Annotated in this window: 17 protein-coding genes and 1 pseudogene; 13 read left to right on the top strand and 5 right to left on the bottom strand. The window is 75.2% G+C overall.

Annotated features, from left to right (window positions below; translation table 11 throughout):
* Nucleotides 1–11 precede the first annotated feature (11 nt).
* Complete coding sequence (gene yczR, locus FHX73_RS04845) at nt 12–1,514, bottom strand: MocR-like transcription factor YczR (protein WP_145903518.1); 1,503 nt, start codon at nt 1,512–1,514, stop codon at nt 12–14.
* A 137-nt stretch (nt 1,515–1,651) separates the two neighbouring features.
* Between yczR and yczE the strand changes: the two genes are divergently transcribed.
* From yczE to FHX73_RS04830, 3 genes are all read left to right on the top strand, one after another.
* Nucleotides 1,652–2,281 carry a membrane protein YczE gene (gene yczE, locus FHX73_RS04840; protein WP_145903516.1) on the top strand — a complete coding sequence of 210 codons (630 nt, stop codon included), beginning with the start codon at nt 1,652–1,654 and terminating at the stop codon, nt 2,279–2,281.
* Nucleotides 2,282–2,356: 75 nt separating this feature from the next.
* Complete coding sequence (gene recN / locus FHX73_RS04835) at nt 2,357–4,090, top strand: DNA repair protein RecN (protein WP_145908068.1); 1,734 nt, start codon at nt 2,357–2,359, stop codon at nt 4,088–4,090.
* Between the two features lie 105 nt (nt 4,091–4,195).
* Nucleotides 4,196–5,368: a glycosyltransferase family 4 protein gene (locus tag FHX73_RS04830; protein ID WP_145903514.1), complete on the top strand. Its 1,173-nt coding sequence runs from the start codon at nt 4,196–4,198 to the stop codon at nt 5,366–5,368.
* A 44-nt stretch (nt 5,369–5,412) separates the two neighbouring features.
* On the opposite strand, the gene FHX73_RS04825 is transcribed toward FHX73_RS04830, so the two are convergent.
* Nucleotides 5,413–7,389, bottom strand: coding sequence for a glycoside hydrolase family 15 protein (locus tag FHX73_RS04825; RefSeq protein WP_145903512.1), 1,977 nt, complete (start codon nt 7,387–7,389; stop codon nt 5,413–5,415).
* Between the two features lie 691 nt (nt 7,390–8,080).
* Here FHX73_RS04825 and FHX73_RS04820 point away from each other — a divergent pair.
* From FHX73_RS04820 to FHX73_RS04775, 10 genes and pseudogenes are all read left to right on the top strand, one after another.
* Nucleotides 8,081–9,715, top strand: a complete 1,635-nt coding sequence (locus FHX73_RS04820; RefSeq protein WP_145903510.1) for a CTP synthase — start codon at nt 8,081–8,083, stop codon at nt 9,713–9,715.
* Nucleotides 9,716–9,812: 97 nt separating this feature from the next.
* On the top strand, nt 9,813–10,436 hold the full coding sequence (locus FHX73_RS04815; protein WP_145903508.1) for an NUDIX domain-containing protein: 624 nt from the start codon (nt 9,813–9,815) through the stop codon (nt 10,434–10,436).
* Between the two features lie 144 nt (nt 10,437–10,580).
* On the top strand, nt 10,581–12,356 hold the full coding sequence (locus tag FHX73_RS04810) for a tetratricopeptide repeat protein (protein ID WP_145903505.1): 1,776 nt from the start codon (nt 10,581–10,583) through the stop codon (nt 12,354–12,356).
* Nucleotides 12,357–12,687: 331 nt separating this feature from the next.
* Nucleotides 12,688–13,806 (top strand): alanine dehydrogenase, encoded by a 1,119-nt coding sequence (gene ald, locus FHX73_RS04805; protein ID WP_425461361.1) that lies wholly within the window; start codon nt 12,688–12,690, stop codon nt 13,804–13,806.
* Nucleotides 13,807–14,090: 284 nt separating this feature from the next.
* The gene (locus tag FHX73_RS04800) at nt 14,091–15,248 is read left to right on the top strand and encodes a ParA family protein (RefSeq protein WP_344571208.1); all 1,158 of its coding nucleotides are present in this window, start codon (nt 14,091–14,093) and stop codon (nt 15,246–15,248) included.
* Nucleotides 15,249–15,289: 41 nt separating this feature from the next.
* Nucleotides 15,290–15,817, top strand: coding sequence for a hypothetical protein (locus tag FHX73_RS04795; protein WP_425461431.1), 528 nt, complete (start codon nt 15,290–15,292; stop codon nt 15,815–15,817).
* A 50-nt stretch (nt 15,818–15,867) separates the two neighbouring features.
* Nucleotides 15,868–16,737, top strand: a pseudogene (locus tag FHX73_RS04790) (segregation and condensation protein A); the annotation flags it as partial.
* A 215-nt stretch (nt 16,738–16,952) separates the two neighbouring features.
* Nucleotides 16,953–17,510, top strand: a complete 558-nt coding sequence (gene scpB / locus FHX73_RS04785) for an SMC-Scp complex subunit ScpB (RefSeq protein WP_145908065.1) — start codon at nt 16,953–16,955, stop codon at nt 17,508–17,510.
* Nucleotides 17,511–17,565: 55 nt separating this feature from the next.
* On the top strand, nt 17,566–18,831 hold the full coding sequence (locus tag FHX73_RS04780) for a pseudouridine synthase (protein ID WP_145903499.1): 1,266 nt from the start codon (nt 17,566–17,568) through the stop codon (nt 18,829–18,831).
* A 189-nt stretch (nt 18,832–19,020) separates the two neighbouring features.
* Nucleotides 19,021–19,998, top strand: coding sequence for a helix-turn-helix domain-containing protein (locus FHX73_RS04775; protein ID WP_145903497.1), 978 nt, complete (start codon nt 19,021–19,023; stop codon nt 19,996–19,998).
* 22 nt (nt 19,999–20,020) lie between these two features.
* Here FHX73_RS04775 and FHX73_RS04770 read toward each other — a convergent pair whose 3' ends face one another.
* From FHX73_RS04770 to FHX73_RS04760, 3 genes are read right to left on the bottom strand one after another with little or no spacing between them, the layout of a single operon-like run.
* Nucleotides 20,021–20,383 carry a DUF952 domain-containing protein gene (locus FHX73_RS04770; RefSeq protein WP_145903493.1) on the bottom strand — a complete coding sequence of 121 codons (363 nt, stop codon included), beginning with the start codon at nt 20,381–20,383 and terminating at the stop codon, nt 20,021–20,023.
* Between the two features lie 25 nt (nt 20,384–20,408).
* On the bottom strand, nt 20,409–21,977 hold the full coding sequence (locus FHX73_RS04765; protein ID WP_246213353.1) for a mucoidy inhibitor MuiA family protein: 1,569 nt from the start codon (nt 21,975–21,977) through the stop codon (nt 20,409–20,411).
* Between the two features lie 46 nt (nt 21,978–22,023).
* Nucleotides 22,024–24,138: a DUF4139 domain-containing protein gene (locus FHX73_RS04760; RefSeq protein WP_246213352.1), complete on the bottom strand. Its 2,115-nt coding sequence runs from the start codon at nt 24,136–24,138 to the stop codon at nt 22,024–22,026.
* Nucleotides 24,139–24,214 lie beyond the last annotated feature (76 nt).

The raw sequence follows: 24,214 nt of genomic DNA, 5'->3' as shown, positions 1-24,214 counted from the left end.
CCCACGGCGCCTCAGAAGGCCGGCGCCGCCGCCTCGCCCGGGCCGCCGGCCGCCCAGCCGCCGTCCCGCAGGGCCAGCTCGGCGGTGGCGGCCAGCCGCTCGACGGTCCGCTCGGCCGCGGCCGGCGGCACGGTGAGCGGCAGCCGGACGTAGCCCTCGAAGGCACCGTCCACCCCGAACAGCGAGCCGGCCGCCACCCGCACCCCGGTGCGTTCGCCGGCCCGGGCCAGTGCCGCGCCGGAGAGCCCGCCGGTGTCCAGCCAGAGGGTGATCCCGCCGGCCGGCTCGGCGAAGCGCCAGTGCGGCAGCCGCTCGCGCAGCGCGGGCAGCAGCGCCCCGGCGGCGGCCCGCAGTTCGGCGAGCCGCAGCTCGCGCAGCTCGTCCACCCGCTCGCCGAGCAGCTGGGCGCAGATCAGCTGCTCCAGCACCGGCGTGCCGTGGTCGCGGCGCAGCCGCTCGGCGGCCAGCCGGCGCACCAGCGCGGGCGCCGCGCGCAGCCAGCCGACCCGCAGGCCGCCCCAGGCGAGCTTGCTGGCCGAGCCGACGGTGACCACCTGGGCGTCGCGGTCCAGCGCGGCGACCGGGCGGGGCAGCGAGTCGGCGGGCACGTTCCAGGCCAGTTCGGCCATGGTCTCGTCCACCACCAGCAGGGTGCCGGCGGCGCGGGCGGCGGCGAGCAGTTCGCGGCGCTGCGCCTCGTCGATCAGCGCGCCGGTCGGGTTGTGGAAGTCGGGGACGACGTAGCCGAGCCGGGGCGCGGCGCCGTGCAGCACCTGGCGCCACTCGGCCAGGTCCCAGCGGGGCAGCGCCTGCGGGGTGTCGCGCTGCTGCGGCACGGCGACCAGCCGGGCGCCGGCGCGGCGCAGCGCGCCGAGTGCGTGCGCGTAGCCGGGGGACTCGACGGCGGCCCGCTCGCCGGGGCGCAGCAGGGTGTGGAAGAGCAGGTCGAGGGCGCTCATCGCGCCGCTGGTGACCAGGATCTGGTCGGGGGTGGTGGGCAGTCCGCGGTCGGTGAAGCGGCGGGCCACGGTCTCGCGCAGCACCGGCAGGCCGCTCGGGTAGTGGCCGTGCCCGTTGGTGTAGGCGGGCAGCTGTTCGACGGCGCGGGCGGCGGCCTCGCCGAACAGGGGCTGCGGGGCGGTGGGGGAGGCGACGCCGAGGTCGACCAGCCGGCCGTCGTCGCCGGGCGGCAGCGGGAAGAGCGCGTCGGCGGGCGGGCGGCAGCCGTCGGGCAGTGCCGTCCAGCTGCCGGCGCCGCGCCGGCTGTGCAGGAAGCCGGTCTCCCGCAGGTCCTCGTAGGCGGCGGCGATGGTGGTGCGGCTGAGCGTGAGGGCGCCGGCGAGTTCGCGTTCGGCGGGCAGACGGGTGCCGACGGGGAGCCGGCCCTCGGCGACCAGCAGCCGCAGTTGCCCGGCCAGGGCCCGGTAGGCGGGGCGCTCGGGGCCGTTGCGGCGGGCGGTGCGGAGCAGCCGGGCGAGCGCCGGCGGGGCGATGGTGCTCTGCCACTCGGTCATGACGACCAGTCCACCTCACTCTGATTGGCCCTGTCGCAGCGGCATGTGGACTTCCCATGATGGCAGAGCGGCCTGCACCGGCCCACGACCAAGACGCTCAAGACGACCAAGAGTCAGAAGGAGCCAAGGAGCCCCAGATGGCGATCTTCGCGCTGCCCACCGACCGTTCCGAACTGCCCCGGCGGCTGCCCCAGCTCCTCGCCGGCCTGCTGCTCTACGGCGCCAGCATGGCCGTCCTCTACCGGGCGGGCCTGGGCCAGGCGCCGTGGTCGGTGCTCAACCAGGGCGTCGCGGACCTGCTGCACCTGGACCTGGGCGCGACCGTCCTCGCGGTGGGCCTGCTGGTGCTGCTGCTCTGGATCCCGCTGCGGCAGCGGCCGGGCATCGGCACGATCGGCAACGTGCTGCTGCTCGGCGTGGCGATGGACGGCACGCTGGCCCTGCTGCCGACCCCGGCCGGACTGCCCGCCCGGGCCGGCCTGCTGGTCGCCGGCCTGCTGCTGAACGGCATGGCCACCGGCCTCTACATCGGCGCCGGGCTCGGCGCGGGCCCGCGCGACGGCCTGATGACCGGCCTGCACCGGCGCACGGGCCGCTCGCTGCGCCTGCTGCGCACCGGCATCGAACTGACGGTGCTGGCCACCGGCATCCTGCTCGGCGGCACCGCGGGCCTGGGCACCGTGGCCTACGCGCTGACCGTCGGCCCGCTGGCACAGTTCTTCCTCCGGGTGTTCACGCCGGCTCCGGCCCGCACCCGGAACGAATGAACTTCGCGGCGAGAGGTTGTCCTTCGTCGCGCTGCGGGTCCGCCTTCTCGTAAGGTCGTCTCCGTGTTGGACGAGATGCGGATACGGGATCTGGGCGTCATCGACGATGCGGTGGTGGAACTGGCCCCCGGGTTCACCGTCGTGACCGGCGAGACCGGCGCGGGCAAGACCATGGTGGTGACCAGCCTCGGCCTGCTGCTCGGCGGCCGGGCCGACCCCGGCCTGGTCCGCGGCGGTGCCGAACGCGCCGTGGTGGAGGGCCGGCTCGACCTGCCCGCCGGCTCGCCGGCCGCCGCCCGGGCCGCGGAGGCCGGCGCCGAGCTGGACGACGGCGCGCTGCTGATCAGCCGCACCGTCTCCGCCGAGGGCCGCTCCCGGGCGCACGTCGGCGGCCGCTCCGTGCCGGTCGGCCTGCTGGCCGAGCTCGGCGAGGACCTGATCGCCGTGCACGGCCAGAGCGACCAGCAGCGGCTGCTGCGCCCCGCCCGCCAGCGCGGCGCGCTGGACCGCTACGCCGGCCAGTCGGTGGCCGAGCCGCTGGCCCGCTACCGCACCGTGCACCGCCGGCTGCGCGAGGTGGCCGACACCCTGGAGGAGCTGACCACCCGGGCCCGCGAGCGCGCCCAGGAGGCCGACCTGCTCCGGTTCGGCCTGGACGAGGTGGCCGCCGCCGAGCCGGTGGCCGGCGAGGAGGTCGAGCTGGCCGCCGAGGCGGAGCGGCTCGGCCACGCCGACGCGCTCTCCTCCTCCGCCGCGCTGGCGCACGCCGCACTGGCCGGCGACCCGAGCGACCCCGACCTGGTGGACGCCGGCACCCTGCTCGGCCAGGCCCGCCGTGCGCTGGAGTCGGTGCGCGGCCACGACGAGCGGCTGGCCGCGCTGGCCGACCGGCTCACCGAGGTCGGCTACCTGCTCGCCGACGTGGCCGGCGACCTGGCGCTCTACGCGGACGACCTGGACGCCGACCCGGCCCGGCTCGCCGTGGTCGAGGAGCGGCGCGCGGTGCTGGCCCAGCTGATCCGCAAGTACGGCTCCGCCGAGGGGGGCACCGCCGAGGTGGTCGCCTGGGCCGAGCAGGGCGCCCTGCGGCTGGCCGAGCTGGACGGCGACGACGACCGGATCGGGGAGCTGGCCGAGGAGCACACCCGGCTGCGCGCCGAGCTGGCCGGGCTGGCCGCCGAGGTGTCGGCCGCCCGGCAGGCCGCGGCGGGCAAGTTCGCCGAGGCGGTCTCCGCGGAGCTCACCGAGCTCGCCATGCCGCACGCCCGGGTCACCTTCGACCTCACCCGGTTGGACGACCCGGCGGGCCTTGAGCTTGACGGCCGCACCGTCGCCTTCGGCGCGCACGGCGTGGACGAGGTCGAGGTGCTGCTCGCCCCGCACCCGGGCGCCTCGCCCCGCCCGATCGCCAAGGGCGCCTCGGGCGGTGAGCTGTCCCGGGTGATGCTCGCCGTCGAGGTGGTCTTCGCCGGCGCCGACCCGGTGCCCACCTACCTCTTCGACGAGGTGGACGCGGGCGTCGGCGGCAAGGCCGCGGTGGAGATCGGCCGGCGGCTGGCCAAGCTGGCCCGCAGCGCCCAGGTCGTGGTGGTCACCCACCTGCCCCAGGTCGCCGCCTTCGCCGACCGGCACCTGGTGGTGGAGAAGACCAACGACGGCACCGTGACCCGGAGCGGCGTCAAGACGCTGACCGACGAGGAGCGGGTGCGCGAGCTCTCCCGGATGCTGGCCGGTCTGGAGGACTCCGAGCTGGGCCGCGCGCACGCGGAGGAGCTGCTGGCCTCGGCCCGGGCCCCCAGGGAGGCCTGAGGCCTCCCGTGGTGCCGACTGTCCAAGAGCACTCGGCACCTGGCATGGTGGCGACCGGACCCTCATCCAACGGGTCCTCAACACAGCGAGTCGGAGCGAGACGACGTGGACCTTTCCTCCGTCAGGAGCGGAGCGGTTGACCGGGAGACGGGTCAGCTGCACGTGGTGCTGGTGCTGTCGGCCGGCAGCGGCGGGATCGGCGCCCATGTGCGGTCGCTGGCCCAGGGCCTGACCGCGCACGGCGTCAAGGTGACGCTGTGCGCGCCCGCCGACTCGGACCGGCTCTTCGGCTTCTCCCGCACCGGAGCGGTCTTCCACCCGGTGGAGATCACCGCCACGTCCGGGGCGCGCAGCGACGCCACCGCGATCGGCGAGCTGCGCCGCGCCTTCACCGGAGCCGACCTGGTGCACGCGCACGGCCTGCGGGCCGGCCTGCTCTCCGACCTGGCGCTGCGCACCGCCGGCCGGCTCCCCGGCCTGCGTCCGCAGACGCCGCTGGTGGTGACGTTCCATCACGCGCTGCTCGCCACCGGCCTGGAGCGTCGGCTGCAGCGGCTGATGGAGCGTCGGGTCGCGCGGGCCGCCGACCTGGTGCTCGGCGCCTCCTCCGACCTGGTCGCCCGGGCCCGCGAACTGGGCGCCACCGACGCCCGGCTCGGCCCGGTGGCGGCACCGCCGCTGGCCCCGGGCGAGCTCTCCCACGAGCAGGCCAGGGCCGCGCTGCTGGGCCCCGGCGAGTCGGGCCGCCCGCTGGTGCTGGCGATCGGCCGGCTGGTGCCGCACAAGGGCTTCGGCCAGCTGCTGGAGGCCTCCCGGGAGCTGCTCGGCGGGCCCGGCCCGGTGCCGCTGGTGCTGCTCGCCGGGGACGGCCCGGAGGCGGCCGAGCTGCGCGAGCGGATCGCCGCCGAGCAGCTCCCGGTGCGCCTGCTCGGCCACCGCACCGACGTGCCGGAGCTGCTGGCCGCGGCCGACGCGGTGGTGATCAGCAGCCGCTGGGAGGCCCGCTCGGCGGTCGCCCAGGAGGCGCTGCGGGCCGGGGTGCCGCTGGTGGCGGCGGCGGTCGGTGGCATCCCGGAACTGGTCGGGGACGCCGCGGTGCTGGTGCCGGCCGGCGACCCGGCGGCGCTCGGCGGCGCGGTGCGCGCGCTGCTGGCCGACCCGCAGCGGCTGGCGGCGCTGTCGAAGGCCGGCCCGGCGCAGGCCGAGACCTGGCCGGACGAGGCCGCCACGGTCGCCCAGGTGCTCAGCACCTACGACGAGCTGGTGCAACACGCCTGAGCCGGGCCCGCCGGTCGGCGGACCCGGCCGCGGTCAGGTCGCGCTCAGACCGGCAGGCGCACCGGCTGGCCGGCCGGCTGGCCCTGCGGCGCCAGGTAGGCCGCGCCGCAGGCGGTCAGCCGCAGCGCGGTGTCGATCAGCGGCACGTGGCTGAAGGCCTGCGGGAAGTTGCCGACCTGCCGCTTGAGCCGGGGGTCCCACTCCTCGGCGAGCAGCCCGAGGTCGTTGCGCAGCGCCAGCAGCCGCTCGAACAGGTCCCGCGCCTCGGCGACCCGCCCGATCATCGCCAGGTCGTCGGCCAGCCAGAACGAGCAGGCGAGGAACGCGCCCTCGTGGCCCGACAGCCCGTCGACGTTCTTGGTGGTGTGGCCCTGGACCTCGTCGTGGGTCGGGTAGCGCAGCACGAAGCCGTCCTCGGTGGAGAGTTCGCGCTGGATCGCCTCGATGGTGCCGATCACCCGCTTGTCGTCCGGCGGCAGGAAGCCGACCTGCGGGATCAGCAGCAGCGAGGCGTCGAGCTCGCGGCCGCCGTAGTACTGGGTGAAGGTGTTGCGCTCCGGGTCGTAGCCCTTCTCGCAGACGTCCGCGTGGATCTCGTCGCGCAGCGCCCGCCAGCGCTCCAGCGGGCCCTCGGTCTCGGTCTGCTCGATCAGCTTGATGGTGCGGTCCACCGCGACCCAGGCCATCACCTTGGAGTGCACGAAGTGCCGGCGCGGCCCGCGCACCTCCCAGATCCCCTCGTCGGGGGCCTTCCAGTGCTCCTCCAGGTAGCTGATCAGCCGCAGCTGCAGCAGGTGGGCGTGGTCGCTGCGGGACAGGCCGGTCATCTGGGCCAGGTAGAGCGCCTCGACCACCTCGCCGTAGACGTCCAGCTGGAGTTGGCCGGCCGCGCCGTTGCCGACCCGGACCGGGGAGGAGCCCTCGTAGCCGGGCAGCCAGTCGAGCACCGACTCGTTCAGCTCGCGCTGCCCGGTGATCGAGTACATGATCTGCAGGTTCTCCGGGTCGCCGGCCACCGCGCGCAGCAGCCACTCGCGCCAGGCCCGGGCCTCCTCCCGGTAGCCGGTGCGCAGCAGCGAGGAGAGGGTGATCGCGGCGTCCCGCAGCCAGGTGTACCGGTAGTCCCAGTTGCGCTCGCCGCCGATGTCCTCGGGCAGCGAGGTGGTGGGCGCGGCCACGATCCCGCCGGTGGGGGCGTAGGTGAGCGCCTTCAGGGTGATCAGCGAGCGGACCACGGGGTCCCGGTAGGGGCCCTGGTAGGTGCACTGGGCGACCCAGTCCCGCCAGAACTCCTCGGTCAGCGCGAGCGAGCCCTCCGGGTCCGGGGCCTCCGGCGGGGCCAGGTGGGAGTGCTGCCAGGTGAGCGCGAAGGTGACCTTCTCGCCGGCCGAGACGGTGAAGTCGGCGTAGGTGGTCAGGTCGCGGCCGTACGTCTCCGCCGCGCCGTCCAGCCAGACCGAGTCGGGGCCGGCCACGGCGACCGTGCGGTGGCCGCCGTCGGGCTCCTCGACCCGGTGCACCCAGGGCACGACCTTGCCGTAGCTGAACCGCATCCGCAGGGCCGAGCGCATCCGGACCCGGCCGCTGACGCCCTCCACGATCCGGATCATCTGCGGCACCGGCTCCTGCTCGCTCAGGTGCCGCGGCGGCATGAAGTCGATCACCCGAACGGTGCCGCGGGGGGTGTCCCACTCCTGTTCCAGGATCAGCGAGTCGTCCCGGTACCGGCGCCGGTCGGCGGGCACGGCGGGGGCGGCGGCGCTGATCGGCGGCACCTTGAGTTCACCCGCATCGGTGAAGGGGGCGCGCGGCGCGGGCGCGATGGACACCGGGCCCACCGGGGCGGCCTCGGCCGGGCCGATCCGCCAGAACCCGTGTTCATCGGTGCCGAGCAGGCCCGCGAAGACGGCGGGGGAGTCGAAGCGGGGCAGGCACAGCCAGTCCACCGCCCCGTCTCTGCTGACCAGGGCGGCGGTCTGCATGTCCCCGATGAGTGCGTAGTCCTCGATACGGCCGGCCACGTGAATCTCCAGTTCGCGGTAGTGCTCGGCGGTCGCCGACCGGGGCGGGAGCGGATTCTGCGGAGCCGGGGTTGACGCGGGCCCGGACCGGGGGTCCCCGGTGTCCGCTGGTGGCGGTGGTCGGGAACCGGCCGCGCGGAGCCGGTCGGGGCTCCTGGGCCTGGGCACTGCGGGGAACTGGTGGTGCGGGGGAGTCCGGTCGCGCAGCGGGGACCACGGGGTGTCGTCCGGTCCCCGGGTCCTCTGCGTTGCTCTGCTGTCGGCGATGCGTCCGTGCAGGATACGACGACGGAACGGGGCTCAGCACCCGGAAACGATCAGGTACGGCCGTCTGCTCACGGTCTCGCCGCGAAAGTAGCTCAGCCGGGTGAGGACGCCTGGTGGACGGGGCATCCGGCGGTGATCATTCCGGGCCAGTGCGGACTGATCCGATCGGCCCCCCACACCCCCTCCACATCACCCGGGCGGGTCAGTGCGGAGGTGTGTGACCGCGTGCCGTTCACCTCGCTGATACCCTGGTACCCCGTGGACTGGTGGGATCAACCGCCCCGGACCTGCTGACTGACGACCCCGGTTACGGCCGGCGGAAATCGAAGGCGTCCGCATCCACCAGCGTCAGCATCGACACGCGAACCACGGGAGCCCCCTCTTGGCACAGCCCCATTCCGGCAAGGCGGCACACGGCCGCGCCGTGACGACCAAGCACCTCTTCGTCACCGGGGGTGTCGCCTCCTCGCTCGGCAAGGGGCTCACCGCCTCCAGCCTCGGTGCCCTGCTCAAGGCGCGCGGCCTGCGGGTGACGATGCAGAAGCTCGACCCCTACCTGAACGTCGACCCCGGCACCATGAACCCGTTCCAGCACGGCGAGGTGTTCGTCACCGACGACGGCGCCGAGACCGACCTGGACATCGGTCACTACGAGCGCTTCCTCGACACCAACCTGCACGGCTCGGCCAACGTGACCACCGGCCAGGTGTACTCGACGGTGATCGCCAAGGAGCGGCGCGGCGAGTACCTGGGCGACACCGTCCAGGTCATCCCGCACATCACCAACGAGATCAAGTCCCGGATCCGCCGGATGGCGACCGAGGACGTGGACGTGGTGATCACCGAGGTCGGCGGCACCGTCGGCGACATCGAGTCGCTGCCGTTCCTGGAGGCCGTCCGCCAGGTGCGGCACGAGGTCGGCCGGGACAACGTGTTCTTCGTGCACGTCTCGCTGCTGCCCTACATCGGCCCGTCCGGCGAGCTGAAGACCAAGCCCACCCAGCACTCGGTGGCCGCGCTGCGCAACATCGGCATCCAGCCGGACGCGGTGGTGCTGCGCGCCGACCGCGAGGTGCCGCAGGCGATCAAGCGCAAGATCTCGCTGATGTGCGACGTGGACGAGGAGGCCGTGGTCGCGGCCATCGACGCCAAGTCGATCTACGACATCCCCAAGGTGCTGCACGGCGAGGGCCTGGACGCCTACGTGGTGCGCCGGCTCGACCTGCCGTTCCGGGACGTGGACTGGACCACCTGGGACGACCTGCTGCGCCGGGTTCACGAGCCCCAGCACATCGTCAAGGTCGCGCTGGTCGGCAAGTACATCGACCTGCCGGACGCCTACCTCTCGGTGACCGAGGCGCTGCGGGCCGGCGGCTTCGCCAACAACGCCCGGGTCGAGATCAAGTGGGTCACCTCGGACGAGTGCGAGACCCCCGAGGGCGCCCGCGAGCAGCTCGGCGACGTGGACGCGATCTGCATCCCCGGCGGCTTCGGCGACCGCGGCGTGAACGGCAAGGTCGGCGCGATCACCTACGCCCGGGAGAACAAGATCCCGCTGCTCGGCCTGTGCCTGGGCCTGCAGTGCGTGGTCATCGAGTCGGCCCGCAACCTGGCCGGCCTGCCGGAGGCCAACTCCACCGAGTTCGACCCCACCACCAAGTTCCCGGTGATCTCCACCATGGCGGAGCAACTGGCGATCGTGGACGGCAAGGGCGACCTGGGCGGCACCATGCGGCTCGGCCTCTACCCGGCCAAGCTGGCCGAGGGCTCGATCGTCCGCGAGGTCTACGCGGGCGAGCAGTACGTCGAGGAGCGCCACCGCCACCGCTACGAGGTCAACAACGCCTACCGGGCCGACCTGGAGAAGACCGGGCTGCAGTTCTCCGGCCTCTCGCCCAAGGGCGACCTGGTGGAGTACGTCGAGTACCCGCGCGAGGTGCACCCCTACCTGGTCGCCACCCAGGCGCACCCGGAGCTGAAGTCGCGCCCGACCCGCCCGCACCCGCTCTTCGCGGGTCTGGTGGCGGCGGCCATCAAGATCAAGACCGACGCCCAGTAGGACCGCGTGTTCATCGAACGGCGGCTGCCCGGTACCCCGGGCGGCCGCCGTTCGGCGTTAGATTGTGTCGTACTGACGAGAAGGGGAGAGCTGACACATGGTCAAGGACGTGGCGGAAGAGTGGGAGGTGCGGTCCGCCGAGCGGCCGTTCCAGGGGCGGCTCACCGGGGTCAGCTCGGACGAGGTGCGGATGCCGGACGGCTCCTACGCCCGCCGGGACTACCAGACCCACCCCGGCTCGGTGGCCGTGCTGGCGCTGGACGAGGAGCGCCGGGTGCTGCTGGTGCGCCAGTACCGGCACCCGGTGCGCCAGCGGCTGTGGGAGCTGCCGGCCGGCGTGCTCGACGTGCCGGGCGAGAACCCGCTGCACGCCGCGCAGCGCGAGCTCTTCGAGGAGGCCTACTGCAAGGCGGGCCACTGGCGGGTGCTGGTGGACTTCTACACCTCGCCCGGCGGCAGCGACGAGGCGGTGCGGATCTTCCTGGCCACCGAACTGGGCGAGGCCGAGGGCGAGCGGTTCGACGCGCACGGCGAGGAGCTGGAGATCGAGACCGCCCGGGTGCCGCTGGCCGAACTGGTCGAGCTGGTGCTGGCCGGCGAGCTGCACAACCCCACCCTGGTCAGCGGCGTGCTGGCGCTGAGCGCCGCGCTGGCCGGCGCCGGCCCCGACGGGCTGCGCCCGGCCGACGCGCCCTGGCCGGCCCGCCCGTTCGGCGCGTAGCGGCCGCCCGCCGCCGGGCGGGTGATTCGACACCTGGTCATACCGGTGTCCCCTCGGCACCCGGCCCGCCGCGAACTACGCTTCGCACACGGGAAGCTGGCGACTGGGTCGGGAGTGGCACTGGTGGCGAGGAAGACGGCGACGATGGACGCTCGGCCTGCCCCCGTGCAGGGGGCCGGGCCCGAACCGTTCGCCGGGCGGAGCGCGGAACTCGCCGCACTCACCGCCCAGCTGCGCGCCCCCGCGACCGGCCGCGGCTGCCGGGTGCTGCTGGTGGTCGGCCGGCCCGGCGCCGGCCGCACCGCGCTGGCCCGGCGGTTCGCCCGCACCGAACTGGGCGGCCGGCAGCTGCTGACCGCCCACCTCGCCGACCCCGACGGCACCCCGCACGCCCCCGGCGCGGTGGCCCGCCGGCTGCTCGCCCTGCTCGGCCGGAGCACCCGGGCGCTGCCGCCGGCCGGGCCCGGGGCGGCCGACCCGGCCTGCGCCGAACTGCGCGCCGCGCTCACCGGCCGGGACACCCTGCTGCTGCTGGACGACGTGCCGGACGCCGAGCACCTGGCCCCGCTGCTGCCCGAGGAGCCGCGCTGCCTGGTGCTCGCGGTCTCGGCGGGCCCGCTCACCGCGCTGGCCGACCGCTTCCCGGTGGACCCGGTGATCCTGCGCGGGCTGGACGAGGCGGCCGCTGTCGAGCTGCTCACCGCGCTGGTCGGCGGCACCCGGATCGGCTGCGACCCGGTGGCCGCCGCCGAACTCGGCGAGGCCTGCGCCGAGCGGCCGGCCCCGCTGCGGCTGATGGCCGGCTGGCTGCGGGCGCACCCCAAGGCGGCGGTGCCGGAGGCGGCGGTGGCGCTGCGCGCGGTCGAGGGGGCGGCCGATCCGCTGGCCGCCGCACTGCTGCTGCGCTACCGCGCGCTGCCGGTGGCGCAGGCCCGGATGCTGCGGATGCTCACCCTGGCCCCCGGCGGCCGGGTCGATCCGCGCACGGCCTCCGCGCTGGCCGGCTGCCCGGCCCCCGAGGCGGTCGCCGTCCTGCACGCGCTGGCCGAGCAGGAGCTGCTGGACCAGGCCGATCCGGCGGCCGACGGCACCGCCCGCTACCGGCTGCCCGGGCGGCACTTCGCCCGGCTGCTGGCGTTGCGCGAGGAGCACGACCGCCCGGCCGCCGTGCAGTTGGCCCGGGCCCGGCTGCTGGAGCGGCTGATCCGGCTCACCGACTCGGCGCGGGCGCTGCTCGACCCGGCGGTGCCGGCGCCCGACCCGCTGCCCGGGCCGCTGCGGTTGCGCAGCGCGGAGCACGCCCGGCGCTGGCTGGCCGAGGAGTGCGAGTGGCTGCTGGCCGCCGCCGAGCAGGCGCTGGCCCGGGCGGACCTGGACGGATCGGTGGGGCGGCTGGTCGGCGCCCTGCTGCGGACCCTGCCGCTGGCCGCCGAGCACGGGCTGCCGGCGGGTGAGGCGCACCGGCTGCACGCGCTGGTGCTGGCGCTGGCCGAGCGCCAGGGCGCGCCGCGCCGGGCCGCGGCCGCGCTGCTCAACCTGGGGGACCTGCGGGCCGCGGCCGGTGAGTGGGCGGTGGCGGCGGAGCACTACCAGGCGGCGGTGGCGCACACCCGGCAGCCGCGGGACGACGCCGCGGCGGCACGCGCGCTCGAAGGTGTGGGGGAGTGCAGGAGGGCGCTCGGTGAGGCGGTGCGCGCCGCCGACGCCTACGGGCGGGCGCTGGCGCTGCGCCAGGGGCTCGGCGACGGGGCCGGCCAGGCCAGGCTGCTGACCCGGCTGGCCGAGGCGCACGCCGCCCAGCGGCGGTTCGACGAGGCGGTCCGGGAGTACCGCTCGGCGCTCGGCCTGCTGCGCCGGCTCGGCGACGAACGCGGGGCCGGCGCGGTCGGCCGGGCGCTGAACCGGCTGTCGGCGTCCTGAGCCGGGGGCGAACCGGTCGGCCCCGCCCCGTCGACCGGGCCTGACCTGCGAAGCTCCTCCCGTGACCCTTGTGCACTATGGGAGATTTGCCCGATCTGCCAGAGTTTGCCAGGAAGATCCGATGGGAAGCCTACGAATCTGCCAATGAGCTCAAGAGATTTATTCAGATTGGAAGGCTGACGGATGCGCTGTCCTTCATTACACTCGACATTGGTCGCGCAGTGAAGCGTGCCCCGGCCGGGCCGTGCCCTTGCCGGAGGCATGCCCGTGCGGCCCCCCGCCGGTCTTCCTTCCGGTCGGGGCTCCCATGGCAAGAGGGACGTGTTTAACCGTGACCAAGGTCGGCATCCCCCGCGAGGTCAAGAACCACGAGTACCGCGTGGCCATCACGCCCGCCGGCGTGCATGAGCTGGTCCGCAACGGCCACGAGGTCTACATCGAGGACGGTGCCGGCATCGGCTCCTCGATCCCGAACGAGGAGTACGTGGCCGCCGGTGCCACCATCCTCGGCACCGCCGACGAGGTGTGGGCCACCGCCGACCTGCTGCTCAAGGTCAAGGAGCCGATCGCGCAGGAGTACCACCGCCTGCGCAAGGGCCAGACCCTCTTCACCTACCTGCACCTGGCGGCCGACCGGGCCGGCACCGACGCGCTGGTCGCCTCCGGCACCACCGCGATCGCCTACGAGACCGTGCAGACCGCCAACGGCGCGCTGCCGCTGCTCGCCCCGATGTCCGAGGTCGCGGGCCGGCTGGCCCCGCAGGTCGGCTCCTACCACCTGATGCGCCCGGCCGGCGGCCGCGGCGTCCTGCCGGGCGGCGTGCCCGGCACCCACCCGGCCAAGGCCGTGGTCATCGGCGGCGGCGTCTCCGGCTGGCACGCGGCCACCATCGCGATCGGCATGGGCTACGAGGTGACCCTGCTGGACCGCGACATCAACAAGCTGCGCGAGGCCGACAAGATCTTCGGCACCAAGATCAAGGCCATCATGTCCAACTCCTTCGAGCTGGAGAAGGCCGTCATCGAGGCCGACCTGGTGATCGGCGCCGTGCTGATCCCGGGCGCCAAGGCCCCCAAGCTGGTCACCAACGAGCTGGTCTCCCGGATGAAGCCGGGCTCGGTGCTGGTCGACATCGCGATCGACCAGGGCGGCTGCTTCGAGGACTCGCACCCCACTACGCACGCCGAGCCGACCTTCCAGGTCCACAACTCGGTCTTCTACTGCGTGGCCAACATGCCGGGTGCGGTGCCGAACACCTCCACCTACGCGCTGACCAACGCCACCCTGCCCTACGTGGTCGAGCTGGCGAACCGGGGCTGGAAGGAGGCGCTGCGCCGGGATGCCGCGCTGGCCAAGGGCCTCAACGTGCACGAGGGCCAGATCACCTTCCCGGCGGTCGCCGAGGCCTTCGGCCTGCCGTCCGTCTCCCTGGAGAACGTGCTCGCCTGACGAGCCCTCAGCTCCGCGCGCGTCAGCTCCCAGTGCTGCGCGCACCCGTCGCAGGCCCCCGATCGGCAGCAGCCGGTCGGGGGCCTCGGCGTGCGTCAATCCACCGTGAGTCGGGTCACCCACCTCTTGACAGAACCCGGTCGGATGGCCGACACATCGACTCCACTACCGTGGATTGTGTTGCTGCGAACGCCCGGAACGGCCTAGAGTCGCAAACCGTCGGCATGGTGTCAGGCTGACGAATCGACATAATGCCCTGGATGCCCAAGGAGGTAAGACGACTTGTGAATGAGTCGACATTTGCTCCCGGGGGTGGTCAGCCTGGTCTGGCGGAGCACGGCTCCGGACAGCCGACCGACGACACCGGGGCCGCCCGTTCCACCGTAGGCGCCGAGGAGATCGGCACCGTCGCCGTCCGGACCTTCGAGGCCCGGCAGGCCGCCGCGCACACCCACGTCTACGAAGCCGACCTGTCGGCCCAGCAGCTCGGCTACAGCGACTTCGCCTACGGCTCCTACGACGACCCGGACGCGGAGTACGAACCCGACCCGGAGTACGCCGCCACCCTGGCCCCCGACGCGGCCCGGCAGCGCCGCGAGCGGATCGGCCCCACCGGCCGCCCGCAGCCGTACTTCCCGATCCCCGCGCCGCTGGCCGAGCACGGCCCCGCGCAGATCATCGCGATGTGCAACCAGAAGGGCGGCGTCGGCAAGACGACCTCCACCATCAACCTGGGCGCCGCGCTGGCCGAGTACGGCCGCCGGGTCCTGCTGGTCGACTTCGACCCGCAGGGCGCGCTCTCGGTGGGTCTGGGCGTCAACCCGATGGAGCTCGACGTCACGGTCTACAACCTGCTGATGGAGCGGGGCCTGACGGCCGATGAGGTGCTGCTGAAGACCGCCGTGCCCGGCATGGACCTGCTGCCCTCCAACATCGACCTGTCGGCCGCCGAGGTGCAGCTGGTCAGCGAGGTGGCCCGGGAGTCCGCGCTGGCCCGCGCGCTCAAGCCGCTGCTGCCGGACTACGACTTCGTCATCATCGACTGCCAGCCCTCGCTGGGCCTGCTGACGGTCAACGCGCTGACCGCCGCGCACAGCGTGATCGTGCCGCTGGAGTGCGAGTTCTTTGCGCTGCGCGGGGTGGCGCTGCTCACCGAGACGATCGAGAAGGTCTGCGAGCGGCTCAACCCCGACCTGCGGCTGGACGGCATCCTGGCCACCATGTACGACTCGCGGACCGTGCACTCCCGCGAGGTGCTGGCCCGGGTGGTCGAGGCCTTCGGCGAGCACGTCTTCCATACCGTGATCGGGCGGACCGTCAGGTTCCCGGAGACCACGGTGGCCGGCGAGCCGATCACCACCTACGCCACCAACTCGGTGGGCGCCGCCGCCTACCGCCAGCTCGCCAGGGAGGTGCTCGACCGGTGCCGCCCCGTCGAGTGAGCCTCCCGGGGGCCGACGAGCTGTTCCGCACCACCGGGGGGATGGCGCTCTCGCCCTCCCTGGCAAGCCGTCAGAACGCCGCCGAGCCGGCGGACGGCAGCGGTGCCCAGCAGCCTGACGCCGCCTCGGCTGACGCTCCCTCGGCCGGCACCACCGCCGGACCCGCCGCCGCCCCCGGCAAGGGGGTCCCCCCGGCCGAAGGCTGGGGGAGGGTGCCCGGCGGCCGGACCGCGGAGAGCGCCGCCGCCCCGGCGGCCCGGACGGCCCAGGCCGGCCCGCCGGCCGCCGCCCCCGGTCCGGAGGAGGCCGACGGCAACCTGCGGCGCCGCCCGCGCACCCGGGCGCCGCGCCGCCCCAGCGGGCGGGAACGGCACGACGAGAAGATCACCGTGTACGTCTCCGCCGAGGAGCTGATGGACCTGGAGCACGCCCGCCTGGTGCTCCGCGGCGAGCACGGGCTGGCGGTGGACCGCGGCCGGGTGGTGCGCGAGGCGATCGCCGTCGTGCTGGCCGACCTGGAGCAGCGCGGTGAGGCCAGCATCCTGGTGCGAAGGTTGCGCGGCCGCTGAGCGCGTAGCGGCTCGACCGGGCGGTGGGCGTGTGAAGATGGACCGCCATGCCCAGCACCGCCCCTGACCAGGACGCTTCCGAAGCCGCCGCCGAACAGCCGCGCGCCGGTTTCACCGTCCGGCTGGCCAATTTCGAGGGTCCGTTCGACCTGCTGCTCTCGCTGATCGCCAAGCACAAGCTGGACGTCACCGAGGTCGCGCTCTCCCGGGTCACCGACGAGTTCATGGCGCACATCCGGGCGATGGGGCCGGACTGGGACCTGGACCAGGCGACCGAGTTCCTGGTGGTCGCGGCCACCCTGCTCGACCTGAAGGCGGCCCGCCTGCTGCCCGCCGCCGAGGTCGAGGACGAGGAGGACCTCGCCCTGCTGGAGGCCCGCGACCTGCTCTTCGCCCGGCTGCTGCAGTACCGGGCGTACAAGCGGGTGGCCGCGGTGTTCGAGCAGCGCTGGGCCGACGAGGCCCGCCGCCACCCGCGCACCGTCGGCCTGGAGCCGCAGCACGCCGAACTGCTGCCCGAGGTGGTGATCCACGTCGGGCTGGAGCGGTTCGCCCAGCTGGCCGCGAAGGCGATGACGCCCAAGCCCAAGCCGGTCGTGTACGTGGACCACATCCACACCCCGCCGGTGAGCGTGCGGGAGCAGGCCCAGCTGGTGGCGGAGCTGCTGGCGGCGCGCGGTGCCGCCACGTTCGCCGAGCTGGTGGCCGACGCGGACGGCTCGCTGGTCGTGGTGGCCCGGTTCCTGGCGCTGCTGGAGCTCTACCGGGAGCGCGCGCTGGACTTCGACCAGCCGGAGCCGCTGGGCTCGCTGATGGTCCGTTGGGTGGCCGAGGCGGACCGGGCGGCGATCGAGGTGACCGACGAGTTCGACCGGCCCCCGGGCGAGGACGCCGGCCAGGAGAGGGAGAAGAAGCGGTGAGCGAGCAGCGGCCGGTGCGGCGCAGCCTCGGGCTGCCGGGGCAGGTGCGCGAGGACGAGTGGCTGGAGCCGGCCCACGCCGGCGAGCCGGAGGTGCTGGTGCCGGAGCCGGCGGCCTCGCCGGAGGCGCTGCCCGAGCCCGAGCCTTCGGTGGAGCCCGCGGAGCAGCTAGGGACCGCCGAGGTGGCCCTCAGGCCCGGTCTGGAGGCCGTCCTGATGGTGGCCGACGAGCCGATCCCGGAGGCCCGGCTGGCGGACGTGCTGGAGCACCCCAGGGCCGAGGTGGCCGCCGCGCTGCGCGAGCTCGCCGCCGAGTACACCGCCCAGGGCCGCGGCTTCGAGTTGCGCCTGGTGGCCGGCGGCTGGCGCTACTACAGCCGCGCGGAGTGCTCCGCCGCCGTGGACCGCTTCGTGCTGGACGGCCAGCAGGCCCGGCTGACCCAGGCCGCGCTGGAGACATTGGCGGTGGTCGCCTACCGTCAGCCGGTGTCCAGATCCCGCGTCTCGGCGGTACGCGGTGTGAACTGTGACGGCGTGATGCGTACCCTGGTACAGCGAGGCCTGGTGGAAGAGACCGGGACCGAGCCCGAAACAGGTGCGATCCTGTATCGGACGACGAGCTACTTCCTGGAACGGATGGGGCTGCGCGGCCTGGACGAACTGCCGGAGCTGGCCCCCTTCCTGCCCGAGGTCGACGACGTGGAAGCGGAGTCCCTCGAAGGCACGGCGATCGCGGACGCGGTGGCCGCCGCGAGCGCACGGGAAGTGGAGTGAGGTCGGCCGGCACGACTTGCACTTCCCGATGGAACGACGAACGTACGGACATTTGATGCGTAGTAGCGGTAACGGCAGGAACAGCGGCGGCGGCGGTCGCGGCGGCAGCAGCGGCGGTGGTCGCGGGGGCGGCTCCTACGGCGGGGGCCGCGGCGGCAGCGACTCGCGGGGCGGCTCGTCCCACGGCGGTGGCTCGCGGGGCGGCTCGTCCTACGGCGGCGGCTCCTCGCGCGGCGGCCAGGGCGGCCAGGGCGGGAGCCAGGGCCGCGGTGGCCGCGACTCCTACGGCGACCGGGGCCGGCAGGGCGGTGACCGCCGGGACGACCGGCGGGACGACCGCCGCTACCCCGACCGCCCGCTGCGCCCGGAGGAGCGCCGCTACGACCGCCCCGAGTACGGCGGCGGCCCGAACGCCACCCCGGCCCGCGGCGGCTACGCCGGCCGTCGGCCCGGCCCCGCGCCGCGCCCGCGCCGGGAGGGCCAGGGCGCCCCGGGCGACCCGCGCCGCCAGCCGCCGCAGCGCTCGCGCGAGCTGCAGGCCAAGATCGAGGACGCGGTGCTGCGCCGGCACGACAAGCCGGCCGGCGGCGAGGCCGCCGAGCAGGGCGAGCGGCTGCAGAAGGTGCTGGCCCGGGCCGGCGTCGGCAGCCGGCGGGCCTGCGAGGAGCTGATCGAGCAGGGCCGGGTCGAGGTCAACGGCCGGCTGGTCACCGAGCAGGGCAAGCGGGTCGACGCGCAGAACGACGAGATCAAGGTGGACGGCCTGACCGTCGCCACCCAGTCGTACCTGTTCTTCGCGCTGAACAAGCCGGCCGGCGTGGTCTCCACCATGGAGGACCCGGACGGCCGCCAGTGCCTGGGCGACTACGTGACCAACCGGGAGACCCGGCTGTTCCACGTGGGCCGGCTGGACACCGAGACCGAGGGCATCATCCTGCTCACCAACCACGGCGAGCTGGCCCACCGGCTGACCCACCCCCGGTACGGCGTGACCAAGACCTACCTGGCCGCGATCCAGGGGCCGATCCCGCGCGACCTGGGCAAGCAGCTGGCCAAGGGCATCGAGCTGGAGGACGGGTTCGCCCGCGCCGACAGCTTCCGGGTGGTCTCCAACGTCGGCAAGAACTACCTGGTCGAGGTCACCCTGCACGAGGGCCGCAAGCACATCGTCCGCCGGATGCTGTCCGAGGCCGGCTTCCCGGTGGAGAAGCTGGTCCGCACGCACTTCGGCCCGATCGCGCTCGGCGACCAGAAGTCCGGCTGGCTGCGCCGGCTGACCAACCCCGAGGTCGGCCAGCTGATGCAGGCGGTCGGCCTGTAGGTCTGCCCGTAGGGGCACAAACCGCTGGTGGGGGCCGGGTACCGAGTGCGGTGCCCGGCCCCTTCGCGCTGCTCGGTGGAGTGTCTCGTCGGGGCCGGGTTGAAAAGGCACCCCCCCGTGGCAGAGGATGGCCAGGAAAACCGCAGCAAAGAATTGGCGTGAAGCCGCCAAACCCGGGGGAGGAGCCTCATGTCGGAAGCGTTCAACACGCTCGGGCTCCCCGACCCCGACGGGCTGGTCTACGCCGCGCTGGTGTCCGCCCCGCGCTCCACGGCCGCCGACCTGGCCGAGCGCTGCGGGCTGACCGTGCAGCAGAGCGGCAAGTCGCTGAGCCGGCTCGCCCAGCAGGGCATGGCCACCCGGGCCCCGGTCGAGCGGGACCACTACCTGGCGGTCGCCCCCGACGTGGCGATCGGCACCCTGATCGGCCACCGCGAGGCCGAGCTGCGCAGCGCCCGGGCCGAGATGCACCGGCTGATGGACACCTTCCGGGAGGCCTCCCGGTTCACCGACCCGGCCCGCTCGGTCGAGGTGCTCACCGGCGGCGAGGCGATCGCCCAGCGGATCGAGCACCTGCAGGACACCAGCGCGCAGCAGGTCCGCGGCTTCGACTGCCCGCCCTACGTGCAGGACGTGGCGGCCAACCTCAGCCAGCAGCGCCGCAAGCTGGTCGAGGGCGTGCGCTACCGGACGGTCTACGACCGCGAGGCGGTGGCCTGGCCGGGCCGGCTGGAGAACGACATCCTGATCGGCGTGCGGGACGGCGAGGAGGCCAGGGTCCGCACCACCCTGCCGATGAAGCTGATCATGTCGGACGACCGGATGGCGATCATCCCGATCAGCGTCGGCGACAGCGTGCTGGACGCCGCCTACGTGATCCACCCCTCCGCGCTGCTGCAGGCGCTGGACCGGCTCTTCGAGGCCGAGTGGGAGCGGGCCGTGCCGCTGCAGGCCGCGCTGGACGGCGAGGGCCCCGGCGCGCCGGACGCCGACCACCGCAAGCTGCTCGGCCTGCTGGCGGCCGGCCTGACCGACGAGTCGATCGCGCGCTCGCTCGGCTGGAGCGCCCGCACCACCCAGCGCCGCCTCCAGGCGCTGATGCGCGAGCTGGGCGCCACCACCCGCTTCCAGGCCGGGCTCGCCGCCCGCGAGCGCGGCTGGCTCTGAGCACGCGCCAGCCGGCGGGGCGTCAGCTCCAGGGCACCAGGCGGGCCCAGCGGCCGTCCGTGCCGCGCTCCAGCTTCTCCAGGCCGACCACGGCGGTGCGGTTCAGCCGGCCGTAGATGTGCGGGAAGAGCACGTCCGGCGCGGTGCCCGGCGGGCGGTCGCCCGCCGGGGCCTCCCAGCGGACCATCGGGTCCACCCGCTCCTCGTCGATCAGCAGGGCCATCAGCGGGTCCGGGGTCTTGCCGAAGAACACGTTGGCCACGGCCAGCGTGGTCGGCTCGTCCGGCGAGCAGTGGATGAAGCCGTCCGTCAGCAGCGAGGACGTGCTGTACGGCCGGCCGGGGTCGCGGAGCCAGTCGTCCAGGGGCGCGAGGTGCAGGATCATGAGTCTGTTGTACCTCCGGGCCGGGTCACAGGCCCGCCACCTTGGCCGAAGCGGACACCTCGTAGACCAGGGTGACGGTGCGTCGGGTGTTCGGGGCGAGCGGCAGCTCCCAGCGGACGATGCCCTCGGCGTCCACCGCGTCCGGGCGGGGGTCGCAGGACTGCTCGTGCAGCCGCACCTCGACCGCCGACACCTCGGAGACCGGGATCCGCTCGCGCAGCACCACGGTCTGCTCCCCGGTCGTCCCCGGTGCGCAGAGCCGGGTGACGTGCACCTGCACCGTCCGGGTGCGCACGGTGCGCCGACCGGTGCCCGGCAGGCCCGCGGTGCCCTCCTCCTCGGTGGTCTCGCGCAGCAGCCGGTACTCGTCCGAGCCCGGGAAGGCCAGCTCCGCGACGGCGCCCGGCGCCGTGTAGCGCAGCTCGCCGCGCCCCACGTAGCCGCTGCCCCGGACCAGTTCGACCGGACCGGCGAGCAGCGGCACCGACGCCGTGTTGCGCACCGAGACCACCTCGCTGACCAGCGGCGACAGCTCCGGCGCGGCGACCAGCTCGACCGCCGCCGCGGCGTCGAACCAGCCCAGCGGCACCCGGTGCGCGCGGCCGTCGCCCGGCACGGTGGCCGGCGCCGGGGCGTGCAGCACCCGCACCTCGCCGCCGTCGTCCAGGCCCGGCAGCTCCTCGCCCTGCTCCGGGCCGGCCGGGCCCAGCGTGCGGATCTCCTCCTCGCGCAGCTCCACCTCGACGGTGCGCCGCTCCGCGGAGGAGAGCTCACGCAGCGTCAGCCGGTCCTCCTGGAGCACCGGCGGCTCGGCCGCCAGCATCGAGCGGGCGGTGGACAGGGTCAGCCGGACCCCGGTCCAGTCCTCGCCGGTGGCCTGCCAGACCACCGCGTCCGTGGCCAGCCGGACCGCTCCGCCGCCGAGCACCGCCCGGTAGGCCGGCCGCCAGAGCGCACAGGCCGTCAGGTGGCCCACCGTCAGCACTGCCGGGCCGGGCTGCTCCGCCCGCACCGTCAGGTCCAGGTAGCAGCGCAGCTCGGGCTCGGGCGGCTCGGCGGACTCGACCGCGCGGTCGAGCTCGGCCTCCTCCAGCGCGAGCTCGTGCCGGTGGCTCTCCAGCGCCCGGGCGCGCTCGGCCAGTTCGTCCTGCTCGGTGCTGATCCGGTCCAGCTCGGCGGCCCAGCGCCGCGGCTCCGGCTGGTCCAGCCCGGTGCCCTCGGCCACCTCGCGCAGCAGTTCCTCGGCGAGCTGGTCGAGCAGCCCGAGCCGGGCCGTGGTCCGCTGCTGGTCGGCGACGGCCGCCCGCAGCGCGGCCCGCGCCGCGTGCAGCCGCTCGCGCAGCGGGGAGTCGTCCGGCGCGGGGCCGACCGGGCGCGGGGTCCAGGAGCGGGTCAGCCGGGCGTCCAGCACCCGGGCGCCGGCACCCGCCAGCTCGGTGCGCAGCGAGTGGTCCACGGCCAGCGGGGTGAGCGGGCCGAGCCGCAGCCGCTGCACGCCGGCGGCCAGTTCCAGGTGCGCGGTGCGCTCCAGCTGGGAGCGGTCCTCCAGGCAGGTGACCGCGGTGACCGGCAGCGGGACGACGGGCAGGGACATGGTGGCAGCGGCTCCTTCGAGGGTTGCGCGGCTGGTGGTCATCGGGTCAGCCACTGCGGCGGTTGCCGCCGGTCAGCGCCTTGCCGGCCGGGAAGCGGATCTCCCAGCCGCCGCTGAGCCGCGCCCGGGCGCCGGGCGCCAGGTCGAGCCGCCAGCAGCGGGTGCCGCGCGCGTGGTACGGCGACTCGGGCGTCTCCCAGGCCGGGGCGGCCGGCAGCTCCTCCACCCGGACGTCCCGGTCCTGGGTGACCGGCACCCGCTCGCGGACCTCGATCCGGACCGGCTGCGACAGGTGGTTGGCCAGCTCCAGGTGGATCCGCTCGCTGACCACCGTGGTGCCGCCGCGCAGGCCGGCCGTCGACTCCTGGGTCTCGGTGCGCCGGGTCGCCCGGACGCCCTGGGCCACGCCCAGCCCGACCCGGCGGACCGCGCCGGGGGCCAGCGTGGGCAGCGCGGTGCTGAGCAGGTGGTCGCCGTCCACGGTGACCTCCAGCGGGCCGGCCAGCAGGGCGTGCGCGGTCTCGTTGGTGAGCAGCAGGGTGGCGAAGACCGACTGGTCGAGCGAGGGCACGCAGACGTACTCGGGCGTCAGGTCCACCGTCAGCTCGGTCAGCGCGACGGTGTGCCAGGCGCCGTCGGCCGGCAGGTCGCAGCGGGCGGCGGCCTGGTAGCGCTGGTCGAAGGAGCCGGCCGAGCGGCGCACCGGGACGGCGTGCCGGGGCAGCGCCGGGGAGGGGGCAGCGGCGGCGTGCGCGAGCGCGCCGTCGCGCGGGGCCGGGTGCAGGCGGCCGCGGCGGGCCGCCGGGGCGTCCGGGCCGGCGAGCAGCAGGGCGCCGTAGTCGAGCTGGTCGGCGGCCGGCGCGGGCGGCGGGGGCGGCGGCGCGGCGGGCGCGTCCAGCAGCTGCGGCACCGGGCCGCCGGGGCCGCCCGGGGCGGGCATCGACGCGCCGTAGCCGCCCGGGGCGGCGCCCGGGGGCGGGGCGTAGCCGTACGGGGCCGGGGCGGCGGCGCCGAACTGCGGGGCGTTCTGCGGCACGGCGGCGCCCGGCGGGACGGGCAGCGGAGCGGGCGGGGCCGGCGGGGCGGCGGAGGCCAGGGAGCGGCTGCGCGGCGCCATCGCCATCACCGGGGCGGCCGCGCCGCCGACCAGCAGCGGACCGCCCTCGTCGTGCGGGCGGTCCGGGGCGCCGTCGAAGTCGGTGAAGAGCTCGGCCAGGCCGCCCGGCGGCTCGCGCCAGCCCGAGGGCGCCGGCGCGGGCTGGCGGCGGCCGATCCGCAGTGAACGCAGCTCGGGCAGCGCGGCCGGGCGGGCCAGGTTGGCGGTGGAGAGGGCCAGGCGCACGCCCGTCCAGTCCTCGCCGGTGCGCTGGGCGACCACCGCGCGCAGCGCCAGGGTGCCGGTCGGGCTGCCCTGGCGGTAGCTCAGCCGGTAGCTCGGCACCCAGAAGGCGCCGGCCACCCGGTACTCCAGCTCCACGGTCACCGGCTCGACCGGCACCGGCAGCCCCGGCTCGTCCGGCGCCAGCACCACCAGCACCGCGACGCCGGTGGCGACCGGCCCCGCGGCCCCGGCCCGGGAGGCCCGCATGTGCTCGTCGAGCAGCCGCTCCGCCTCCCGGCGGGCCTCGGCCAGCTCCTGGCGGACCTGCTCGGCGGGCCCGGCCAGGGCGGTCAGGCGCTCGTCCACGAAGTCGGCGAGCGCCAGCAGGGCGGTCGTAGGCGCCCGGCGCAGGGCCGGTGGCGCGTCCCGCGACGGCTTCGGCGGCACCGCGCGCAGGTCGGCGATCCGGGCGGCGCGGGCGGCCAGCCGCCGCTCGCGCAGCTCCAGCGCGGCCACCCGCTCCCGGGCCGCCGCCAGCCGCTGGTCGAGCTCGGTGGAGCGCTCGGCCCGGTCCGGCCGCAGCTCGGCCTCCGGGTGCGGCCGGACCTCGGTGATCCGCCAGCCCGCCGGCTCGGCCGCCAGCCGGGCCCGCACGGCCCCCGCGTCCAGCCCCGCGGGCAGGCCGGTGAGCCGCAGCCGCACCGCTCCGTCGGCCGGGGCGGGCAGCACGCCCCGCGCCACCCGGGTGCAGAGCGCCCCGGCGGCGTAGACCACCACCGAGTCCAGCGTGCTGGCCCAGGGGGCGGCTGACGGGGGAACAGCTGACGGCGTGTCGGTCACGGGAGCTGGGCTCCTTCCGGGACGGCGGGCTGGCGTGGGTGCTGTGGGGTCAGTCTGCCCCGTGGGACCGACGACT

The sequence above is a fragment of the Kitasatospora viridis genome (assembly GCF_007829815.1).
GTDB classification, from domain to species: domain Bacteria; phylum Actinomycetota; class Actinomycetes; order Streptomycetales; family Streptomycetaceae; genus Kitasatospora; species Kitasatospora viridis.
Note: the sequence above shows the minus strand (reverse complement) of the source record. Positions and strands in the feature narration are given on the sequence as shown.

Coding starts and splice junctions, on each gene's coding strand:
- yczR (WP_145903518.1), bottom strand. CDS start 1,514: ATGACCGAGTGGCAGAGCACCATCGCCCCGCCGGCGCTCGCCCGGCTG.
- yczE (WP_145903516.1), top strand. CDS start 1,652: ATGGCGATCTTCGCGCTGCCCACCGACCGTTCCGAACTGCCCCGGCGG.
- recN (WP_145908068.1), top strand. CDS start 2,357: ATGCGGATACGGGATCTGGGCGTCATCGACGATGCGGTGGTGGAACTG.
- FHX73_RS04815 (WP_145903508.1), top strand. CDS start 9,813: ATGGTCAAGGACGTGGCGGAAGAGTGGGAGGTGCGGTCCGCCGAGCGG.
- FHX73_RS04810 (WP_145903505.1), top strand. CDS start 10,581: ATGGACGCTCGGCCTGCCCCCGTGCAGGGGGCCGGGCCCGAACCGTTC.
- FHX73_RS04795 (WP_425461431.1), top strand. CDS start 15,290: ATGGCGCTCTCGCCCTCCCTGGCAAGCCGTCAGAACGCCGCCGAGCCG.
- scpB (WP_145908065.1), top strand. CDS start 16,953: ATGGTGGCCGACGAGCCGATCCCGGAGGCCCGGCTGGCGGACGTGCTG.
- FHX73_RS04780 (WP_145903499.1), top strand. CDS start 17,566: ATGCGTAGTAGCGGTAACGGCAGGAACAGCGGCGGCGGCGGTCGCGGC.
- FHX73_RS04775 (WP_145903497.1), top strand. CDS start 19,021: ATGTCGGAAGCGTTCAACACGCTCGGGCTCCCCGACCCCGACGGGCTG.
- FHX73_RS04770 (WP_145903493.1), bottom strand. CDS start 20,383: ATGATCCTGCACCTCGCGCCCCTGGACGACTGGCTCCGCGACCCCGGC.
- FHX73_RS04765 (WP_246213353.1), bottom strand. CDS start 21,977: ATGTCCCTGCCCGTCGTCCCGCTGCCGGTCACCGCGGTCACCTGCCTG.